Below are 19412 nucleotides of genomic sequence, written 5' to 3'. Positions count from 1 at the left end.
AGGAGGGGGGTACAATCAGATGAAGATCAAAGATTTATTGGTTCTTATAGGCATTATCGGTATTGTATTAATGATGATTGTACCGGTTCCAATCCCTTTGCTGGACTTTCTTTTAATTATTAATATATCGATTGCCTTAATGATTATTTTGGTTGCTATGAATACAAAAGAAGCTCTTCAGTTCTCCATCTTCCCTTCTTTACTACTGATTACGACATTGTTTCGGTTGGCGTTAAACGTCTCAACTACGCGGAACATTTTGTCGCATGCAGAAGCAGGCGACGTGGTCAGAACTTTTGGTTCTTTCGTTGCTCAAGGCAATATCGTCGTGGGATTCGTCGTGTTTCTCATCCTTGTCTTGGTACAATTCATCGTAATTACCAAAGGTTCTGAGCGCGTTGCCGAGGTTGCAGCGAGATTTACTCTCGATGCGATGCCGGGAAAACAAATGAGTATTGACGCAGATTTGAATGCAGGCTTAATCAACGAGGTCCAGGCTCGTGAACGTAGACAAAAGATTGAACGAGAAGCTGATTTCTACGGAGCTATGGATGGTGCAAGTAAGTTTGTGAAAGGGGATGCCATTGCCGGCATCATCATCCTCGTCATTAATTTGATTGGTGGCTTTATTATTGGGATGACGATGAAAGGAATGTCTTTTTCTCAGGCACTTGAAACCTTCTCGATATTAACCATTGGTGATGGACTCGTTAGTCAAATTCCAGCCCTGTTAATTTCAACTGCTGCTGGTATTATCGTAACACGCGCATCATCTGAAGGTAATTTAGGTCACGATATAACGAAACAATTAACTGCACAACCGAAGCTTCTTTATATTGTTGCTGGTACCCTCATGGTGCTTGGTTTATTCACACCAATTCACTGGTTCACTACGTTTCCGATTGCCGGATTGCTAATTTTCGCAGCTTTTAAAATGCAAAAGAATTTGGAGCGCGAAGCGATCAAAGAAGAACAATTGGTGGAGGAGCAGCAAATCGAGGAAGTGCGGAGTCCTGAAAGTGTCATTTCCTTGTTACAAGTCGATCCCATTGAGTTTGAGTTCGGTTATGGTTTAATTCCTCTTGCTGATACTCAACAAGGCGGAGATTTGCTAGATCGGATTATCTTGATTCGCCGACAATGTGCGCTTGAGCTTGGGGTTGTCGTACCCGTTATTCGCATCCGTGACAATATTCAATTACGACCGAATGAGTATATCATCAAAATAAAAGGCAATACGGTTGCACGCGGCGAACTACTTCTTAATCACTACCTAGCCATGAGTCCTGGTATTGATGATGATTCAATAGCAGGTATAGAAACGACTGAGCCTGCCTTTGGATTGCCTGCTATATGGATAGATGAAGTGACCAAAGAAAGAGCGGAGTTATCTGGCTACACAGTCGTTGATCCTCCTTCCGTAGTGGCTACACATTTAACCGAAATTATTAAGAAACATACACATGAACTTCTAGGTCGTCAAGAAACTAAAGCACTTATCGATAATGTTCGCGAGTCGTATCCAGCACTTGTTGATGATCTTATTCCTTCTGTGTTATCAGTGGGGGACGTTCAGAAGGTATTGGCTAAGTTACTGCGTGAGAAAATTTCTGTACGTGACTTGGTAACGATTTTGGAAACTCTTGCTGATTATGGTTCTTATACAAAAGATCCTGAGATATTGACTGAATATGTTAGACAATCATTATCGAGACAAATTACTCAGCAGTTTACTTCTTTAGGTGATTCCCTAAAAGTGATTACAGTTGGTCCATCTGTGGAAAAGAAAATTGCCGACTCTGTTCAGCAATCAGATCAAGGAAGCTACTTAGCCCTTGACCCATCCTCTTCACAAATTATTTATCATCGTGTCAGTGAGCAAGTTACTAAATTAATTCAATCCGGACAACAACCCGTAATTTTAACTTCACCAACGATTCGGATGTATTTAAGACAATTGCTTGAGAGAACTTTGCAAGATATTCCTGTATTATCCTACAGCGAATTAGAGCCTAGCGTTGAAATTCAGAGTATGGGGGTAGTCAATTTATGAGAGTAAAAAGATACGTTGTCGATTCCATGCCAGACGCTTTGCAAAAAATTCGCACGGATTTAGGTAAGGATGCGGTAATCCTCAATACCAAGGAAATTCGCACCGGTGGTTTTCTTGGTCTATTCGGTAAGAAAAAGATTGAAGTTATCGCTGCAATTGATGGAGCAAACACGAATTCAGGAGGGGCCGCTCAGCGGTTTACACCTCAGCCTCAACAGCAGAAAGTCATGAGTCAAGTTCAACCTGCGAGAGCTCAATCGCATCTATCTGATTTTCCTGAAGTCCCAGATGTGATTGCTCCTGTTTCAATCCAAAAAGAACCAGTTACCGTTAGCGCAGGTGTTGAGACGCAACAGAGTTTTGCTTCGCAGCAGTCTTACTCTCCCGTTTCGGTAAATGCACCTAATAGAGTCATTCTCAAAGATGAGCACCTCATGGAGGAGCTCAAACAAATGAAGGAAATGATGAGAAAGCTTACTCATGCATCCGAGGTGTCAAATCTCCCTGAACCTTTACAGAAGATCGAACAACGTTTATTTGACCAAGAAGTAGATCCTACGTTAGTTCGTCAAATTATGGATGAAGCTGTGGCCGATTTTCAGCTTGCAGATGAGCCTGTAACAGATGAGTCAGCTCTTCAAGTGGTGCGATCCAAGCTAGGGCAGGTGCTTCAGTCCAATCGAAGCAAACAAATTTCACCACAAACACGCGTTGTACATTTCGTAGGCCCAACAGGAGTTGGAAAAACGACAACCATTGCCAAGCTAGCAGCAGAGCAAGTGTTGAAGTATCAACGTAAGGTTGGATTTATTACTTCAGACACGTATCGAATTGCGGCAATTGAACAGTTGAAAACATATGGAACAATCTTGAATGTACCCCTTGAAGTTGTTTTCTCACCGCAGGATTTAGCGAAAGCATTTCATAATCTTGAAGAATGTGATGTCATTTTCATGGATACGGCTGGACGCAATTTTCGAAATGAAATGTATGTTTCGGAGCTTAACTCTTTGTTAAAGACACAAGGAAATAGTGAGACTATTCTAGTACTGAGCTTAACAACGAAGTATCGGGACATGAGAGCGATTACGAACAATTTTAATAAGTTTAAGCTAGACAAAGTATTATTCACCAAAATGGATGAAACAGACTCCTACGGTGCGATTTTAAATGTTGTTCACGAGTTCTCACTGCAGCTTTCGTATGTTACAAACGGTCAAAGCGTACCCGATGATATTACGGAAATGAATGAGTGGCAAATCATTGATTTGTTATTGGAGGAACCTAGAGCATGAAGGATCAAGCAGAAGGGTTGCGGAACCTGGTACAAATACAGAATGAAAAAGGCACAAAAGCAACCAGGATTATTACCGTGACTAGCGGAAAGGGAGGCGTAGGTAAATCAAATTTTACGCTAAACTTTGCTTTAACGCTTCAGTCCCAAGGTTATAAGGTACTTGTCTTTGATGCAGATATTGGGCTTGCCAACATTGATGTGCTGATGGGGATTTCCTCCAAATACAATTTGTATCACTTGTTGAAAAAGGAAAAAACGATCTGGGAAATTATCCAGAAAGGCTACAATGATTTAGATTTTATAGCAGGTGGATCTGGGTTTAACGATTTACTTCGCTTAACCGATGATGAATTGAACTACTTTGCCGAGCAAGTCATGCAGCTTAACGGGTATGTTGATTTTATTATTTTTGACACAGGGGCCGGATTGTCCAAAGAAACGTTGAAGTTTATTCTCGCCGCTGAAGAAGCTTTTGTTGTCACAACGCCTGAGCCTACTTCCATAACAGATGCATATGCCATTATTAAAATGGTTAACTCAATGGGACATGACGTTTCTTTTAAACTAGTAATTAACCGAGTAACCGATGCAAAGGAAGGCAAGCACACGGCTGATAAAATTTCTTTAGTCGCAAAACAATTTCTGGATATCCAGATCCCTACATTAGGATTCGTTGACGATGACGCAGCTGTATCTAAGGCGGTTAAAAAGCAAATACCTTTTACTGTTGCTTTTCCGAATTCGGCCGCATCACGAAGTCTTCAATTATTAGTCGATAATTATCTTAATGGTTATCGAGTAATCGACACACCTACTTCCGGTGTCAAAGGCTTTTTAAATAAAATGATGAAACTTTTAAAATAGGATTTTCGCAAATCGTGTCGAATATGCACATAAGAGGGAGGGAAGCAGCTTGGCACCATATAACATTCTTGTCGTAGACGACTCCGTCTTTATGCGAAAAATTATAAGCGATTTGATCTCAGATAATCCTCAGTACAAAGTCATAGGAACAGCAAAAAATGGTCAAGAAGCTATTGAACAAGTGAAGCTATTGCGCCCCGATGCCATTACGATGGATGTGGAAATGCCAATAATGAACGGTTTGGATGCTTTACAGCGAATCATGACCGAACAACCAACACCCGTCATTATGTTAAGTTCCTTAACCCAAGAGGGTGCATCTGAAACGATTAAAGCACTCGAGTGGGGAGCCGTCGACTTTATTCGAAAGCCGTCAGGCTCCATATCCCTTGACCTATATAAAGTAAAACAACTTCTACACGAGAAGCTGCATATGGCAGTTCGAACTAAGTTACGGCCGGTACAGCAGCAGCCTGTGCCTCCGCGGGTTATTCAACCGTTAATAGCCAAGAGTAATGCCAGTTCGATAAAAGCACCCGATACTAAACTTGCTGCAAAGCCTGGTTCAACGCATTTCGATCATCTAGTAGCTATTGGTACTTCAACTGGAGGGCCTCGCGCTTTACATCAGGTGATCTCTCATATTCCAGCAGGTTTTCCTGCGCCGATCTTAATTGTTCAACATATGCCGCCTAATTTCACCAAATCATTAGCCCAACGTCTGAATGACATTTCTCAGATACAAGTAGTCGAGGCTGCGGAAGGGGATGTGCTCCAAACGGCAACAGCTTATGTAGCACCGGGAGGATGGCATATGGTCATCTACAAGGATACGGACAAAACGTACAAAATTCGCTTGACCAAAGAAGAACCTCGTTCTGGCCACCGCCCTTCGGTGGATGTCATGTTTGAGTCCTTGCTTGGAATGAGTGAGTTGAAGCGGCACATCGTCTTGATGACCGGCATGGGGAGCGATGGAGCTAAAGGTATGCTCTCATTAAAGCAATCCGGCGTATCAACAACCATTGCCGAGTGCGAAGAAACTTGTGTCGTATACGGGATGCCAAGAGCTGCTGTAGAGATCCAAGCTGCGATGCATGTTTTGCCACAGCAGGATATTGCAAGTCGATTAGCTCAATGCGTACTTAATTAAATGAAATTTAGTAAACAGGTTACATAATGATTCTATTGGAGGTGTGTGGTTTTGGAACTTAGTCAATATTTATCCATGTTTATCGATGAATCGAAAGAGCATTTGCAATCTTTGAATGAGAACTTACTTAGTTTAGAAAGCAATCCCCAGGATATTAGTATTGTTCATAACATTTTCCGCTCTGCTCATACGTTGAAAGGGATGTCCGCAACAATGGGCTTTGAAGATATCGCTGCCCTAACGCACGAGATGGAAAATGTGTTGGACTTGGTACGTAACAGTAAAATTGAAATGAACCCATTCATTTTTGACTGCATTTTCAAAAGTCTTGATTCATTGGAATCTATGGTCGAAGATATTATTCAAGGTGGTACAGGAAAAGCGGATGTTTCACCAATCGTCGTTGCTCTTCGTTCCATCGTGACAGGTGACTATAGAACCGCACAAGCTCCGGCTGTGACAGCTGCGAAGGAACCAGCAAAAGGTATCGAAGTTGATGAGTTTCAATTTTCTATTCTTCAACAATCGATTGACTCGGGATTCCTTGTTTTCTATATCGAAGTAAGTGTTAATGAGAATTGTGTACTTAAGGCAGCAAGGGCATACATGGTGTTCGATGCACTGGAGAGAATGGGCGAAATCGTAAAAGCGACGCCATCCGTACAAGAAATCGAACAAGAGAAATTTGATCGTTCCTTCTCGCTTTATTTTATTTCTAAGGTTGATCAAGTAACGTTAGAGAAAGAAATTTTGAACGTTTCCGAAATCCAATCAGCCGTCATTATCACAGTTGATTCAGAATCACTAGCCGAATTATCCCGTCCAAGAACTGAAGTTGAGGCGGCAAGACAAGAAATAGCTGCAGCAGTTGCAGAAGCGATTGCACCAGCTGTATCTGGTGAAGCCATACATAATGTTGAGCCTGTTGCAGCTGCAGCTAAACCAGCAGCAGGTGGGGCTCCTGTTGCAAGTCGTACCATTCGTGTTGATATTGAGCGCTTAGATGCGCTCATGAATCTGTTCAGCGAACTATTAATTGATCGAGTACGTTTAGAACAACTTGCTAGCGAGGTTAAACGTAATGATCTGACTGAAACAGTTGAGCATATGTCAAGGGTTAGCAGTGATTTGCAAAATATTGTATTGAAGCTCCGCATGGTACCAGTAGATTCGGTATTTAATCGTTTCCCACGGATGATAAGGGATTTGGCTAAATCGCTAGACAAGAAAGTAGATCTGGTCATAACTGGTGCAGAAACGGAATTAGATCGGACCGTCATTGATGAAATTGGTGATCCGCTTGTACATTTGCTTCGTAATGCTGTGGATCATGGTATTGAGTCAATCAGCGATCGACTGGCTGCTGGCAAAAGTGAGCAAGGTACCATTCAGTTGCGTGCTTTCCATAGCGGCAATCATGTCTTTATAGAAATTGAAGAAGATGGTAGAGGGATTTATAGAGAAAAAGTATTGAAGACTGCACTCAAGAATGCCCTTGTAACAGCTGAACAAGCAGCGAAGTTAAGTGATTTGGAAGTATACAACTTATTGTTCGCATCTGGTTTTAGTACGGCTGAGAAAATTTCTGATATTTCTGGACGAGGCGTAGGTCTAGATGTTGTGAAGACGAAGATTCAAATGTTGGGCGGACATGTCCAAGTTGATTCCAAACCAGGTTTTGGAAGTAAGTTCTCTGTCCAATTACCACTGACACTGTCTATTATTTCCGCCATGCTTGTGCGTCTTGGCAGCGAAAAATATGCGATACCGTTGTCATCCATTGTTGAAACTTCAGCGATTCAGAAGCAACAGATTCGAAACATTCACGGGAACAAAATGGTGGAGTATCGTAATACGGTTATTCCTCTTGTATCGCTCAGTACATTGTTTAATGTACCTGATTTCAACGAGGATCTTGAGGAAGAGACTGAGATTGTTGTTGTACGCAAAGGGGACAAACAAGTTGCTTTGATGGTAGACGAATTTATTGGTCAGCAAGAAATTGTTCTCAAGACTTTAGGTAAATATTTATCCGGTCTATTTGCAATATCCGGTGCAACGATTCTAGGAGATGGACAAGTTGCATTGATCATTGATCCGAATGCATTGATTAAATAATTACATACTTTTAGGGAGGTTTTCACAATGGGAGAAGAGAAAAAGGTAATCGTCTTCGCACTTGGAACGGAAGAGTACGGCGTGGAAGTTGAGAAAGTTAGAACGATCGAAAGAATGCAGCCAATGACTCGCGTACCTAAAGCACCCGCATTTATTAAAGGCGTTATTAATCTTCGCGGTGTTGTTATTCCTATTATCGATCTTCGCTCAAGGTTCGGACTTGAAGAGCAAGCTAATTCAGATGCTACTCGTATTATCATCGTATCTGCAGGTGACTTTGAAGTTGGTCTTATCGTAGATTCTGCGAATGATGTTATTGATCTGGACACAGACAATATTGATAATCCACCAGAAATTGTGGGTGGTATCAAAGCCAAGTATCTGGATGGTATCGCGCGTGTCGGTGAACAAAGATTACTTGTTTTGCTGAATTTAGAGCAAGTCTTGGATCGTGATGAAATTCAACAGTTAGAAAGAGTAGAGGAATAGCTTGTGGATGTGTTTAGTCGTTTAGAGGATTTTCAAATGGACGTTCTCAAGGAAGTAGGTAACATAGGTGCAGGGCATGCAGCTACTGCCCTATCTACTTTGCTGGATAAGCCGATTGATATGCTTGTTCCAAAGGTAAGAATGCTTCCTTTCGAAGAAATCTGCGAAAGTGTTGGCGGTGCAGAGACGGTGGTTCTTGCTATCTTCTTGCGAGTGGATGGTGACGCACCTGGAAATATGTTTTTTATCCTTGATTTAGATGCTGCCAAAAATATGCTTAGGGATTTGATTGGGCTAAATATCGAAAATCAGGAAGAGTATTCAGAACTGGAATTATCTGCTCTGAATGAAATAGGGAATATTCTAGCCGGTTCTTATTTATCTTCTCTTGCTGATTTTACGAATTTGAATATGCAGCCTACTGTCCCTGCGTTAGCCATTGACATGGCTGGTGCCATCTTAAGCTATGGATTATTGCAATTTGGCCAAATGGGAGATCAAGCCCTTCTCATTGATACCAAATTTATGGAAGGGGAAAATGAAGTACAAGGGCATTTCTTCTTAATTCCTGATCCGGAATCGTTTGGTAAAATATTTTCGGCATTAGGGGTAGAGTCTCCATGACGTTAGATAATTTAATTAAAGTAGGAATGGCTGACCTGAATGTTGCTCACCAGACAGGTGTATTGAAGACAACGGGGCTGGGTTCGTGTGTGGGTGTCACCTTATATGATAGCCGCGTAAAAGTGGCAGGTATGGCTCATGTGATGCTGCCTTCCTCCGAGATAGCTCGTGAAGGTTCGCTGAATATTGCTAAATACGCGGATACGGCTATTCCTGAGTTAATCTCCAGAATGGAAAAGCTAGGAGCTACTGTGAATAGGCTGGAAGCTAAGCTTGCTGGCGGTGCTCAAATGTTTGCATTTGCAGGAAATAATGATACGATGAGAATTGGTCCAAGAAATGTAGAATCTTGTAAAGAAATGTTGAATAAATACAAAATTCCGATTCGTGCTGAGGATACCGGGGCTAATTACGGTCGAACAATAGAATTTCATAGTGAAACCGGCATCCTGGTTATTCGAAGTGTCCAATTAGGAGTAAAGGAAATTTGATGATGATTGGAACCATTCGAATTAATGTCATCGTAGCATCATTGGCGGGCTTATTTACATTTGCCTTATCGATCGGCAATAATTTATTTCTTTCTACTTGTCTTAAAAGTGCATACAGCTTTCTTATTTTATTCGTTCTGACATTTGGTTTTAGATGGGTGTTGGGTGTAATGATAGGAGCTGAACATGCTGCAGGCGGAGCATCTTATGCGAATTCCGCAACAGAATCATCCGTTGGTCAATCATTGGATTTGACTACACCTGATGAGGATGAGGAAACACGCGAGATGATGAAGGCTAACCTGGGCAGTAATAACTCTTTACTATCTAACGAAATGCAATTTTCACCACTGAATCCACCTAAGCTAGTCACCAAGAATAATTTGGACCCTGAACAACTGGCGGGTGCCTTAAGGCGAATGTCTGAAGACTAAGGATGGTGAAACATAGATCATGATCGAGCAAAAGCAATCACAACTAGTTAACATCGAGCTATGGAAGCAATGGAAGGAGCAGGGCTTGGTTCCCGCTAAGCAGTCGCTTATCGAGAGTTACTTGCCCTTAGTCGATTATGTTTCCGGACGTATGGCAATAGGACTTCCCAAAAGTGTTTCGAGAGAGGATCTATCGAGCTTTGGTGTGATGGGCCTTATCGATGCTGTGGAGAAATTTGACTATTCACGGGGACTACAATTCGAGACCTATGCTTCTTGGAGAATTCGTGGTTCTATTATTGATGGACTTCGGCAAGGGGATTGGGTTCCTCGATCTGTGAGAGAAAAGGCCAAGAAGGTCGAAGATGCTTACCAGAAGCTAGAGCAGCAGTATCTACGTTCCGTTACGGATGCTGAGATCAGCGACTATTTACAAATTAGTGAGCAAGATTTTCAGCAGATGCTTCAGGATATTTCGATTACAACCGTTTGTTCGATTGATGATCCCATCCGAGAGGAAGATTCGGAAACGCGTATTTCATTACTTGTCGACGAAAAAGCCAAGAACCCGGAGTTTCAAGTTAATGAGTTTTATTTGAAGGAGTCATTGGCCAAGGCTATTGAACGATTAACAGAGAAAGAGAGAACGGTTGTCTCGTTATTCTATTTCGAAGAGCTCTCCTTAAGTGAAATTGCTGAGGTTATGTGCTTGTCTCCTTCTCGTATTTCCCAATTACATTCAAAAGCAATTCTTCGACTTAAAGGCGTACTAGGTCGATTTAAGACGCAATTATTTCAAGATACATAAACATACAATCAGAAGGTAATGAAAGGTGGTTTGTCTATGCTTGAGAGGAACATGCCTTTGGATTTTTACATTAGTATTTCCATCTCGGATGACAAATTAACAGCTTATTTGTTAATTAACAATGCTGATGACGATTTTCAAGTAACGGCAGGACAATTGGAAGAGTTAGTTCAAACGAATCACATCGTTCACGGTTTAAATCGACCTTTACTTGCTCAAATAGCTGCAAATCCGAAACCTTTTTATCATCAAAAAGTTGCAATTGCAACGGGGACCAAGGCAATAGAAGGCCAAAGCGGCTATATTAAATTTATTTTTGATTTTGATGAGGATGAAAAAAAACCGCTGGAGCTGGACGACGGCAGGGTAAATTATAAAGAAGTTGTATCCCTTCATAATGTTAGAAAAGGGCAGCTTATCGGACAGCGTTTTCTGGCAACGGAAGGCACACCGGGAAGAGCGGTTACAGGCGAGACCCTTTTTACTAAAGCAGGGAAAGAAGCTAGATTTAAATTAGGTAAGAATGTGGTAACAGACGCTGAACAAATGGGCCTTTATTCTACAATTGATGGCATGGTGGTAAGAACAGATCGTGACAAAATTAATGTGTTTCCTGTCTATGAAGTAAATGGAAATGTTGATTATAATATTGGGAATATTGATTTTATTGGTACAGTGGTTATTCGTGGAAATGTTCTTCCTGGTTTTAAAATCCGTGCAGCAGGAGATATTCGTGTCACTGGTGGCGTGGAAGCCGCAGAGCTTGAAGCTGAAGGTTCAATTGATATTAGTGCAGGCATTGTTGGGCAGAATAAAGCACATGTCAAAGCTGGAAAGAATGTAAAAAGTTCTTTCATTCAAGATGCTGTTGTTGAAGTTAGTGGAGAATTAACGGTTTCTCAGAGTATTATGCATTCAACGATTAGAGCAGGCAAGGCTGTAAATTGTAGCGGTTCCAAAGGACTCATTGTTGGAGGCACCATACAAGCCGGGGAGCGTGTTACTGCGAGGACGATAGGGAATTCGATGTCAACGGCTACAGTTGTTGAAGTTGGCGTTCTACCAGAGCTTCGTAATGAAATGATTGATCTACGCAACCAATTGAAAGTATACATGGAAAATATGGATAAAACGGATAAAGCGCTTACGTTATTAAATCAATTAGCTGCAGCAGGTCAACTAGGTCCGGATAAAGTGGCCATGCGAATCAAGTTGACTCATACGAAAAAGCAAGCGTTAGAAGAGCAAAATACCATTAAAGAACGTATACTTGAGATTGAGAAATCGTTAGAAGACTCCGACAAAGCGAAAGTAGAAGTATTATCTACTATTTACGGGGGAACGAAGATTGTCATTGGCCGGTATACGAAATTTATCAAGGATCCAACAAACCGTATGACGTTCCGTTTAAGTGAAGGCGATATTTCTATGAGTGCCTATGTGTAAGTGAAGGAGAGGGTAAGCGATGAGTTTTAAAGCCATCGATTTACAGTTCGCTGTACACAAAAACGATGAAGCGGGCATCCGTCAAAATCAGCTTATGCAGAAACCGCGGCAGGACGAAACGGTCTTGGAGAATCAAGCTGCTCAAACAACGGAGAAGGATCGCCATCGCAGCAGCAAGCTTGAAGAGAGTGTTCGTACAGATATCAAGGATCATGGCGACCAGCGTCAGCAGTCTAACAAGGGTAAGGCAAGGAACAAAGGCAAAACAGTTTCCGCATCATCTGAAGGCAGCTATCAGCCAGATCATCCGTATAAAGGGCATCATATTGATTTATCCTTATAACTAGTTATCTCTCATATAGAAAAAGGTGAACCCAATGGCTATGCAGCCGTGGATGTATGTCGTACTTTTAGGACTTGTTTTGATTGTTTATGCACGTTTCCTGCCTAAGGAGCAAGCGTCTGCGTCCACAAAGAACAACGTAGTCCAAGAGATCGAGGAAACCATCGAGCATTTCGCTGCTGAGATGGATGAACAAAATCAAACGCTGCTCAATCTGTTCTCCGAAACGAAACAAGATTACGAGAAAGAGCTTGCTAAGCTTGCTGGCAGACTGGAATCATTGGAAAAGCAAAAGCATGAACTGTCGCAGGAATTAACGAAAGTGCATGTCAATCATCAAATGAATCAAGGAACAAATGCGGTAACTGACGTGTTATCTGATGATCAGCATGCTGTGTTTTCGGGAATACCTATGACTAATCCAGCTCATTTTGTTCAAGTCACATCTTCTGAACTTATTGCATCTTCTAAAGAACAATCCGTAGTAGACGAACCTACCTACACTGGATTGAGTATGAAGAGCAGATACAGTGAACTATTTTCATTGCATGATCAAGGAAAAGGCGTCGAAGCGATTGCTAAGAAGCTAGGCATGAATAAAGGCGAGGTCAGTCTAATCCTTCAATTATCCAGACAGGAGGAGAGGGCCCGTGTTTAAGAATAGGTCGTATGTTTTTGGAATTGGGACTGGAATTATTGTAGGAGCTTTACTTCTGCAAATTATGTCTGTACGGGCTAGTGCACCTAGTCAAACGGGCCTTACATTGGATGAAATGGATCCTCAGAAGTTAAAAGTCGAAGCTGCGAAGTACTACCAAGTATTCGATAAGAACACAAAAGTTTTTACGCAAACGGAGTTTGATGCAGCAGTATTGAAAAAGGTAAAAGAGGAAACAGACAAGTTGACAGCAGCTAAACCTCAGGAACAGCCCAAAGCAAATACACCAGAAGTTGCTCCGAAAATAATTATTTATGTACAGCCAAATCTTGATGCAACAGCTGTCAGTGAACTTCTCGTCAAATCCGGCATTATTTCGGATCGTAAAGCTTTCATTACGGAGCTTGATAAACAAGGTGGCAGCACCAAAATTCAAATCGGTTACCATGTTTTTGAAGGTGTTACGGATATACCCAAAGTCGTGGCCAATTTAATTACAGTTCAATAGATAGTCCGACAAATGGATCTTTAATATGGAGGTCTGTTTTTGTTGTTTCTATACATATACATGCCATTTGTAGGGCAAAATGTCTATCATGATAAAGGGTTGCATAGGCATTTCAGTTGTGGTATATTTATTCACGGTGTTAAAAACTCACGCCCGTCAATTTGCATAATGGTGCTTACTTCGGTAAGTTTTATGCAAAGATGCGACAGGCGGCGGATACCAAATAAACCATTTTAGAGGAGGGATTGGGGATGGCAGTTATCTCCATGAAACAGCTTTTAGAAGCTGGCGTACATTTCGGTCACCAAACACGTCGTTGGAACCCGAAAATGGACAAATACATCTTTACAGAAAGAAACGGTATTTACATTATCGATCTACAAAAAACGGTTAAAAAAGTTGAAGAAGCTTACAACTTTGTTAAATCCGTTTCTGAAGATAATGGTACGATTCTTTTCGTAGGAACGAAAAAACAAGCACAAGATTCCGTTGCTGAAGAAGCAGAACGTTGCGGAATGTACTTCATCAACCAACGTTGGTTGGGTGGTACACTAACAAACTTCCAAACAATTCAAAAACGTATTGACCGTTTGAAAACTCTTGAAAGATGGGAAGAGGACGGTACTTTCGAAGTTCTTCCTAAGAAAGAAGTTATCATTCTCCGTAAAGAGAAAGATCGTCTTGAGAAATTCTTGGGCGGAATCAAGAACATGAAAGGTCTGCCTAGCGCACTTTTCATTATCGACCCACGCAAAGAGCGTATTGCTGTTGCGGAAGCTCGCAAATTGGGTATCCCAATCGTTGGTATCGTTGATACAAACTGCGATCCGGACGAAATTGATTACGTGATTCCAGGTAACGATGATGCGATTCGTGCCGTTAAATTATTAACAGCAAAAATTGCTGATGCAGTTATCGAAGCACACCAAGGCGAGCAAACAACAGCTTAATCTATAGGATTGTGAAAAGGGTGGTTGGAAGGTGTAACAGCCTGTCACCACCCTTTTTTTAAAGAATCAACGGTATTACATACCAATAACAACTATCGGGAGGTTTCTTTCAATGGCAGTTACAGCAGCACAAGTGAAAGAGTTACGTGAAAAAACAGGCGCAGGAATGTTGGATTGTAAGAAAGCGCTTGAAGAAGCAAACGGTGATATCACCAAAGCAGGCGAATTGCTTCGCGAGAAAGGTCTTTCTGCAGCAGCTAACAAAGCAGGTCGCGTTGCTACAGAAGGCGCAGTAGAATCTTACATCCACGCTGGCGGTAAAGTTGGCGTACTTGTTGAGATCAACTGTGAAACTGACTTCGTTGGTAAAACAGAGCAATTCCGTACTTTCTGCAGAGATATCGCAATGCATATCGCAGCAGCAAACCCAACTTATGTACGTCGTGAAGAAGTGCCAACAGAAGCTTTGGAGAAAGAAAAAGAAATTCTTCGCAACCAAGCTTTGAATGAAGGCAAACCAGAGAAAATCATTGATAAAATGGTTGAAGGCCGTATTGGCAAATACTACGAAGAGTTCTGCTTAATGGAGCAGCAATTCGTTAAAGATCCAGACAAAACAATCGACCAATTATTGAATGAAAAAGTCGCAGCAATCGGCGAGAACATCTCCATTCGTCGTTTCGTACGTTTCGGCCTTGGTGAAGGTCTTGAGAAAAAACAAGAGAACTTTGCGGAAGAAGTTATGTCCCAAGTTAAACTATAATAGGCATTTAAAAAAGATGGAACACTTGGTGTTCCTTCTTTTTTAGCCAATAAGAGATCTGTTCAAGCATTGAAACGGAGGTTATACAAGTTGGGTCAACCTTTTTATAAAAGAATAGTGCTAAAATTGAGCGGCGAAGCTTTGGCAGGACAGCAGGGTTATGGCATTGATTCGGAAGTGATTACTTCCATTGCCCAACAGGTAAAGGATGTTGTGGAATTAAGTGTAGAAGTCGCTATCGTTGTAGGCGGTGGAAACATTTGGCGCGGTATTGCAGGCAGTGAGAAGGGGATGGATCGTGCGACAGCAGATTACATGGGTATGCTTGCAACTGTCATGAATTCATTGGCTCTGCAGGATGCATTGGAGAATCTGGATGTACCTACAAGAGTTCAATCTTCTATTACTATGCAGCAAGTGGCTGAACCATACATCCGTAGAAGAGCAATGCGTCACCTTGAAAAAGGGAGAGTTGTTATCTTCGCGGCAGGTACAGGGAATCCATACTTCTCAACAGATACTACAGCGGCTTTAAGAGCAGCTGAAATTGAAGCAGAAGTTATTCTTATGGCCAAAAATAAAGTGGATGGCGTATATTCAGCAGATCCATTCAAAGATCCAACAGCGAAGAAATTCGAGACGTTAACTTATATGGAAGTTATCAGTAACAATCTTGGTGTCATGGATTCCACCGCATCTTCCCTTTGTATGGATAACAACATCCCGTTAGTGGTGTTCAATATCACAGAAAAAGGGAATATCAAACGAGTGGTCCTTGGCGAGAAAATTGGGACTACAGTTAAAGGGAGTGTCTAAACCATGCCACAATCAGTAAAAAAGAATGCAGAAGATCGGATGGATAAAGCAATTGGCGCATTAAGAAGAGATTTAACTTCTCTTCGTGCAGGACGTGCTACGCCATCTTTATTAGATCGCATCCAAGTGGAATATTACGGAGCGATGACACCAGTGAATCAACTTGCGAATTTAACAACACCTGATTCACGTACTTTACTCATTCAACCATGGGACAAAAGTTCGATGACATCGATTGAGAAAGCGATTATGAAGTCTGACTTAGGTTTAACGCCATCTAACGACGGATTGGTTATTCGAATTGTTATTCCTGCTTTAACAGAAGAGCGTCGTAGTGATCTAGTGAAAATGACGAAGAAATTTGGCGAGGAAGCCAAGATCGCTATTCGTAACATCCGTCGTGATGCCAACGATGAGATTAAAAAGTTAGAAAAAGCAGGGATATCTGAAGATGAGTCCCGTAAACATCAAGAGGATATCCAAAAGTTTACGGATAAATTCGTAGCTGAAGTTGAGAAAGTTTTGGCTGCTAAAGAAAAAGAAATCATGGAAGTATAAGATAGATATGCCCCCGGGTATTCGCTGGGGGTTTTTCATCTTTCCCTAGTTGGGAGGAACAACTGTGCTCAAGCTAATTAAGAAATGGTTAGGAATTAATGGTAAGTCTGTTTCTTCAGCTATACCAGCTATCGAATTAGATAAAGTGCCAGCACATGTCGCTATCATTATGGACGGGAACGGTCGTTGGGCTAAGCAAAGAGGCTTGCCTCGTGTAGCAGGGCATCATTCCGGGATGAAAAATGTTAAGAAAATTACGATGGCTGCAAATGAGATCGGTGTTAAAGTGTTAACAATGTATGCTTTTTCAACGGAAAATTGGAAAAGACCGAAGGAAGAAGTCGAATTTCTGATGAAACTTCCTCAAGAATTTTTTCCTTTAGAAATTGAAGAGCTGATCGAAAACAATGTTCGTATCCGAATGACGGGTTGGAAAGAAGGCTTACCTGATTACACACTCAAAGCGATTGAGGGAGCTATCGAACGGACGAAAGATAATACAGGACTCATTCTGAACTTTGCCTTAAATTATGGTGGACGTAAAGAAATGATTGCTGGTGTTCAGGATATGATTCGTGATGTTCAAAATGGCAAACTACAAATAGAAGATTTGGATGAGGCAAGTTTTTCTTCCTATATGTTAACTTCGGATTTACCAGACCCAGATTTGTTAATTCGAACAAGTGGTGAGCTTAGACTTAGCAACTTTCTTCTTTGGCAATTAGCATATTCGGAGCTTTGGTTTACGGAGGCATACTGGCCGGAATTCACGGAATCATTATTTATGCAAGCAATTGCAGAATATCAGCGCCGCGGGAGAAGATACGGAGGTATCTAATCACTTCGTATGCTTCCGGCGCGTGTTCATCTAGGAGGATTCAACTTGAAGCAAAGGATCATCACGGGAGTCATTGCCGGGCTCGTTTTCATTACGTTATTAGTATTGGGTGGTTATTGGTACGCTGGGTTAATCGTGTTATTGTCAATTATCGGCTATCGTGAGTATATGCAAATGAATGGCTACACGAAGTATAGATTAACAGCGGCTATTGGTTTAATCTCTTTGTTATACTTAACGGTGCCGTGGGAGGCTTTTGGTGGTTCCCTTCCCGTTTCTTCGACCGCCATGATTTGGCTGACTATGTTTGTCTTGCTTTTCATTACAGTTGCTTCAAAAAATACGATTACAATCGATCAGGTTTCTGTTATTTTACTTGGTGTCATTTACATAGGTTTTGGATTCAATTATATGATTGCTGCACGCTTAATGGAGCATGGCTTATTTTGGTCAATCGTTGTGTTTGTATGTATTTGGGCTTCGGATTCAGGAGCTTATTTTGTCGGATCGAAGCTAGGAAAACATCTTCTATGGCCTCAAATCAGTCCTAAGAAGTCAATTGAGGGAGCCGTTGGTGGCGTCGTTATTTCGATGATTGCCGCACTTGCGTTCGCCTGGTATGCACCGGATTTACTGGGATTTGGCAAGGCATTGGTGCTTGGCTTTGTGATTGCTGTTGTTGGACAAATAGGAGACTTAATACAGTCGGCTTATAAACGAGTAAAAGGTATTAAAGATACGGGAACCTTACTTCCCGGGCATGGTGGTGTACTCGATCGTATGGATAGTTGGCTTATCGTATTTCCATTTATTCATTGGCTGGGAATTCTTACTCACTAATAGTCATAGGCGAGGTGGAATATGATGAAACGGATTGCCATTCTGGGTTCAACAGGGTCTATTGGTACACAAACCTTAGATATTGCCCAGCATGCCCCTGATAAATTTCAAATTGAAGCATTATCTGGCGGTTATAATAGTCAATTATTGATTGAACAGGTGAAAAAGTTTCACCCAAAAGTAGTATCCATAGCGACCAAGGAGCTAGCCGACGAAGTTTCCAAGAATGTTTCTTCATCGACCAAGGTGTTATATGGTGAAGAGGGATTAATGGAAGTTGCCGCATCAACAGATGCAGAACTGGTTGTAACAGCTTTGGTAGGGAGTCAGGGACTTAAGCCTACAATGGCCGCGATTGAAGCCGGCAAACACATTGGTCTTGCAAATAAAGAGACGTTAGTGAGTGCAGGCCATATTGTAAAGGATGCTATTCGTCGAAAAGGTGTGTCTTTACTGCCTATTGATAGTGAGCATTCGGCTATATTTCAATGTTTGAATGGTGAGAATCGCTCACAAATTTCGAGAATAACGCTTACTGCTTCTGGTGGTTCCTTTCGCGATCGATCGCGTGAAGAGTTAGAGGGAGTAACGGTCGAACAAGCCCTCCAACATCCGAATTGGTCGATGGGAGCCAAGATTACGATTGATTCCGCGACGATGGTCAATAAAGGTCTTGAGGTCATTGAGGCTCATTGGTTATTTGATCTCTCCTATGACCAAATAGATGTCCTCATTCATCCTGAAAGTGTCATTCATTCCTTTGTAGAGTTTGTTGATAATAGTGTTATTGCTCAACTTGGTAATCCGGATATGCGAGTTCCAATCCAATACGCATTAACTTATCCAGACAGATATCCGACGCCGACCAATCGACTAGATTTGGCTTCCATCGGAAAGCTTCATTTCCGTGAAATGGATTTCAATCGGTATCCGTGTTTACGTATGGCCTTTGAGAGCGGCAAACAGGGAGGTACTACACCTACTGTTTTTAATGCAGCGAACGAAATAGCTGTTGCACGCTTCCTCAAAGGTGAGATTAAGTTCTTGCAAATTGAACAGATCATCGAAGTTGTTTTGCAGAAACACGAATCCCATTCAAACCCTCATTTAGAAGTCATACATGAGCAGGATATTTGGGCAAGAGCCTTTGCATCATCCATCGTTTTTTAATTTCATGAGAGCTTAGGTCAGCGAGGTTGGCTCGGCTCTTTTTTCAATCTATCACCTAGGCGCTTTATAAAGTAAAGTCTAATTCAATCTCCCAGCTCGTATACTGTGCTAAAAGAGCATAGCTTGTATTCAGCAGTTCAATAATGGTAATCTAAGAACATGCTGTCCATAAGTGGATGCTTAAAAGGCAG

At 41.6% G+C, this 19412-nt stretch carries 21 protein-coding genes; all 21 read left to right on the top strand.

Annotated features, from left to right (window positions below; translation table 11 throughout):
* Nucleotides 1-19: 19 nt before the first annotated feature.
* Nucleotides 20-2053, top strand: a complete 2034-nt coding sequence (gene flhA, locus AC58U0_RS14045) for a flagellar biosynthesis protein FlhA (protein ID WP_497379594.1) — start codon at nt 20-22, stop codon at nt 2051-2053.
* Entirely contained in the window at nt 2050-3348 is a 1299-nt protein-coding gene (gene flhF, locus AC58U0_RS14040; protein WP_497379593.1) for a flagellar biosynthesis GTPase FlhF, read from the top strand. The genes flhA and flhF overlap by 4 nt, the downstream gene beginning before the upstream one ends.
* The gene (locus tag AC58U0_RS14035) at nt 3345-4214 is read left to right on the top strand and encodes a MinD/ParA family protein (protein WP_057301543.1); all 870 of its coding nucleotides are present in this window, start codon (nt 3345-3347) and stop codon (nt 4212-4214) included. Before flhF ends, AC58U0_RS14035 begins: the two co-directional genes overlap by 4 nt.
* A gap of 49 nt (nt 4215-4263) precedes the next feature.
* Nucleotides 4264-5367: a protein-glutamate methylesterase/protein-glutamine glutaminase gene (locus AC58U0_RS14030; protein WP_497379592.1), complete on the top strand. Its 1104-nt coding sequence runs from the start codon at nt 4264-4266 to the stop codon at nt 5365-5367.
* A gap of 51 nt (nt 5368-5418) precedes the next feature.
* Nucleotides 5419-7485: a chemotaxis protein CheW gene (locus AC58U0_RS14025; RefSeq protein ID WP_497379590.1), complete on the top strand. Its 2067-nt coding sequence runs from the start codon at nt 5419-5421 to the stop codon at nt 7483-7485.
* A 27-nt stretch (nt 7486-7512) separates the two neighbouring features.
* A complete protein-coding gene (locus tag AC58U0_RS14020; RefSeq protein ID WP_497379589.1) occupies nt 7513-7974 on the top strand; it encodes a chemotaxis protein CheW in 462 nt (153 codons plus the stop codon).
* Between the two features lie 36 nt (nt 7975-8010).
* The gene (locus AC58U0_RS14015; protein WP_437180184.1) at nt 8011-8598 is read left to right on the top strand and encodes a chemotaxis protein CheC; all 588 of its coding nucleotides are present in this window, start codon (nt 8011-8013) and stop codon (nt 8596-8598) included.
* On the top strand, nt 8595-9089 hold the full coding sequence (locus tag AC58U0_RS14010) for a chemotaxis protein CheD (RefSeq protein WP_029195381.1): 495 nt from the start codon (nt 8595-8597) through the stop codon (nt 9087-9089). Before AC58U0_RS14015 ends, AC58U0_RS14010 begins: the two co-directional genes overlap by 4 nt.
* Nucleotides 9086-9523: a hypothetical protein gene (locus tag AC58U0_RS14005; protein WP_497379588.1), complete on the top strand. Its 438-nt coding sequence runs from the start codon at nt 9086-9088 to the stop codon at nt 9521-9523. Before AC58U0_RS14010 ends, AC58U0_RS14005 begins: the two co-directional genes overlap by 4 nt.
* A 19-nt stretch (nt 9524-9542) precedes the next feature.
* Nucleotides 9543-10331, top strand: a complete 789-nt coding sequence (locus AC58U0_RS14000; RefSeq protein ID WP_497379587.1) for a FliA/WhiG family RNA polymerase sigma factor — start codon at nt 9543-9545, stop codon at nt 10329-10331.
* 36 nt (nt 10332-10367) lie between these two features.
* Entirely contained in the window at nt 10368-11777 is a 1410-nt protein-coding gene (locus tag AC58U0_RS13995) for a flagellar assembly protein A (protein ID WP_497379586.1), read from the top strand.
* A gap of 19 nt (nt 11778-11796) precedes the next feature.
* Nucleotides 11797-12120, top strand: coding sequence for a hypothetical protein (locus AC58U0_RS13990; RefSeq protein ID WP_497379585.1), 324 nt, complete (start codon nt 11797-11799; stop codon nt 12118-12120).
* Nucleotides 12121-12154: 34 nt separating this feature from the next.
* Entirely contained in the window at nt 12155-12778 is a 624-nt protein-coding gene (locus tag AC58U0_RS13985) for a hypothetical protein (protein WP_497379584.1), read from the top strand.
* Entirely contained in the window at nt 12771-13286 is a 516-nt protein-coding gene (locus tag AC58U0_RS13980; protein ID WP_497379583.1) for a hypothetical protein, read from the top strand. The genes AC58U0_RS13985 and AC58U0_RS13980 overlap by 8 nt, the downstream gene beginning before the upstream one ends.
* A gap of 251 nt (nt 13287-13537) precedes the next feature.
* Nucleotides 13538-14236: a 30S ribosomal protein S2 gene (gene rpsB, locus AC58U0_RS13975; RefSeq protein WP_029195233.1), complete on the top strand. Its 699-nt coding sequence runs from the start codon at nt 13538-13540 to the stop codon at nt 14234-14236.
* 112 nt (nt 14237-14348) lie between these two features.
* The gene (gene tsf / locus AC58U0_RS13970; RefSeq protein ID WP_497379582.1) at nt 14349-14999 is read left to right on the top strand and encodes a translation elongation factor Ts; all 651 of its coding nucleotides are present in this window, start codon (nt 14349-14351) and stop codon (nt 14997-14999) included.
* Nucleotides 15000-15089: 90 nt separating this feature from the next.
* A complete protein-coding gene (gene pyrH / locus AC58U0_RS13965; protein WP_057301530.1) occupies nt 15090-15815 on the top strand; it encodes a UMP kinase in 726 nt (241 codons plus the stop codon).
* 3 nt (nt 15816-15818) lie between these two features.
* Nucleotides 15819-16373, top strand: a complete 555-nt coding sequence (frr, locus tag AC58U0_RS13960) for a ribosome recycling factor (RefSeq protein ID WP_029195236.1) — start codon at nt 15819-15821, stop codon at nt 16371-16373.
* A gap of 64 nt (nt 16374-16437) precedes the next feature.
* A complete protein-coding gene (uppS, locus tag AC58U0_RS13955; RefSeq protein WP_056832853.1) occupies nt 16438-17211 on the top strand; it encodes an undecaprenyl pyrophosphate synthase in 774 nt (257 codons plus the stop codon).
* Between the two features lie 45 nt (nt 17212-17256).
* On the top strand, nt 17257-18051 hold the full coding sequence (locus AC58U0_RS13950; RefSeq protein WP_497379581.1) for a phosphatidate cytidylyltransferase: 795 nt from the start codon (nt 17257-17259) through the stop codon (nt 18049-18051).
* A gap of 24 nt (nt 18052-18075) precedes the next feature.
* Nucleotides 18076-19221, top strand: coding sequence for a 1-deoxy-D-xylulose-5-phosphate reductoisomerase (locus AC58U0_RS13945; protein WP_497379717.1), 1146 nt, complete (start codon nt 18076-18078; stop codon nt 19219-19221).
* Nucleotides 19222-19412: the final 191 nt, after the last annotated feature.

This window comes from Paenibacillus sp. J31P190 (assembly GCF_059692075.1).
This window is presented reverse-complemented; position numbering and strand designations above follow the sequence as displayed.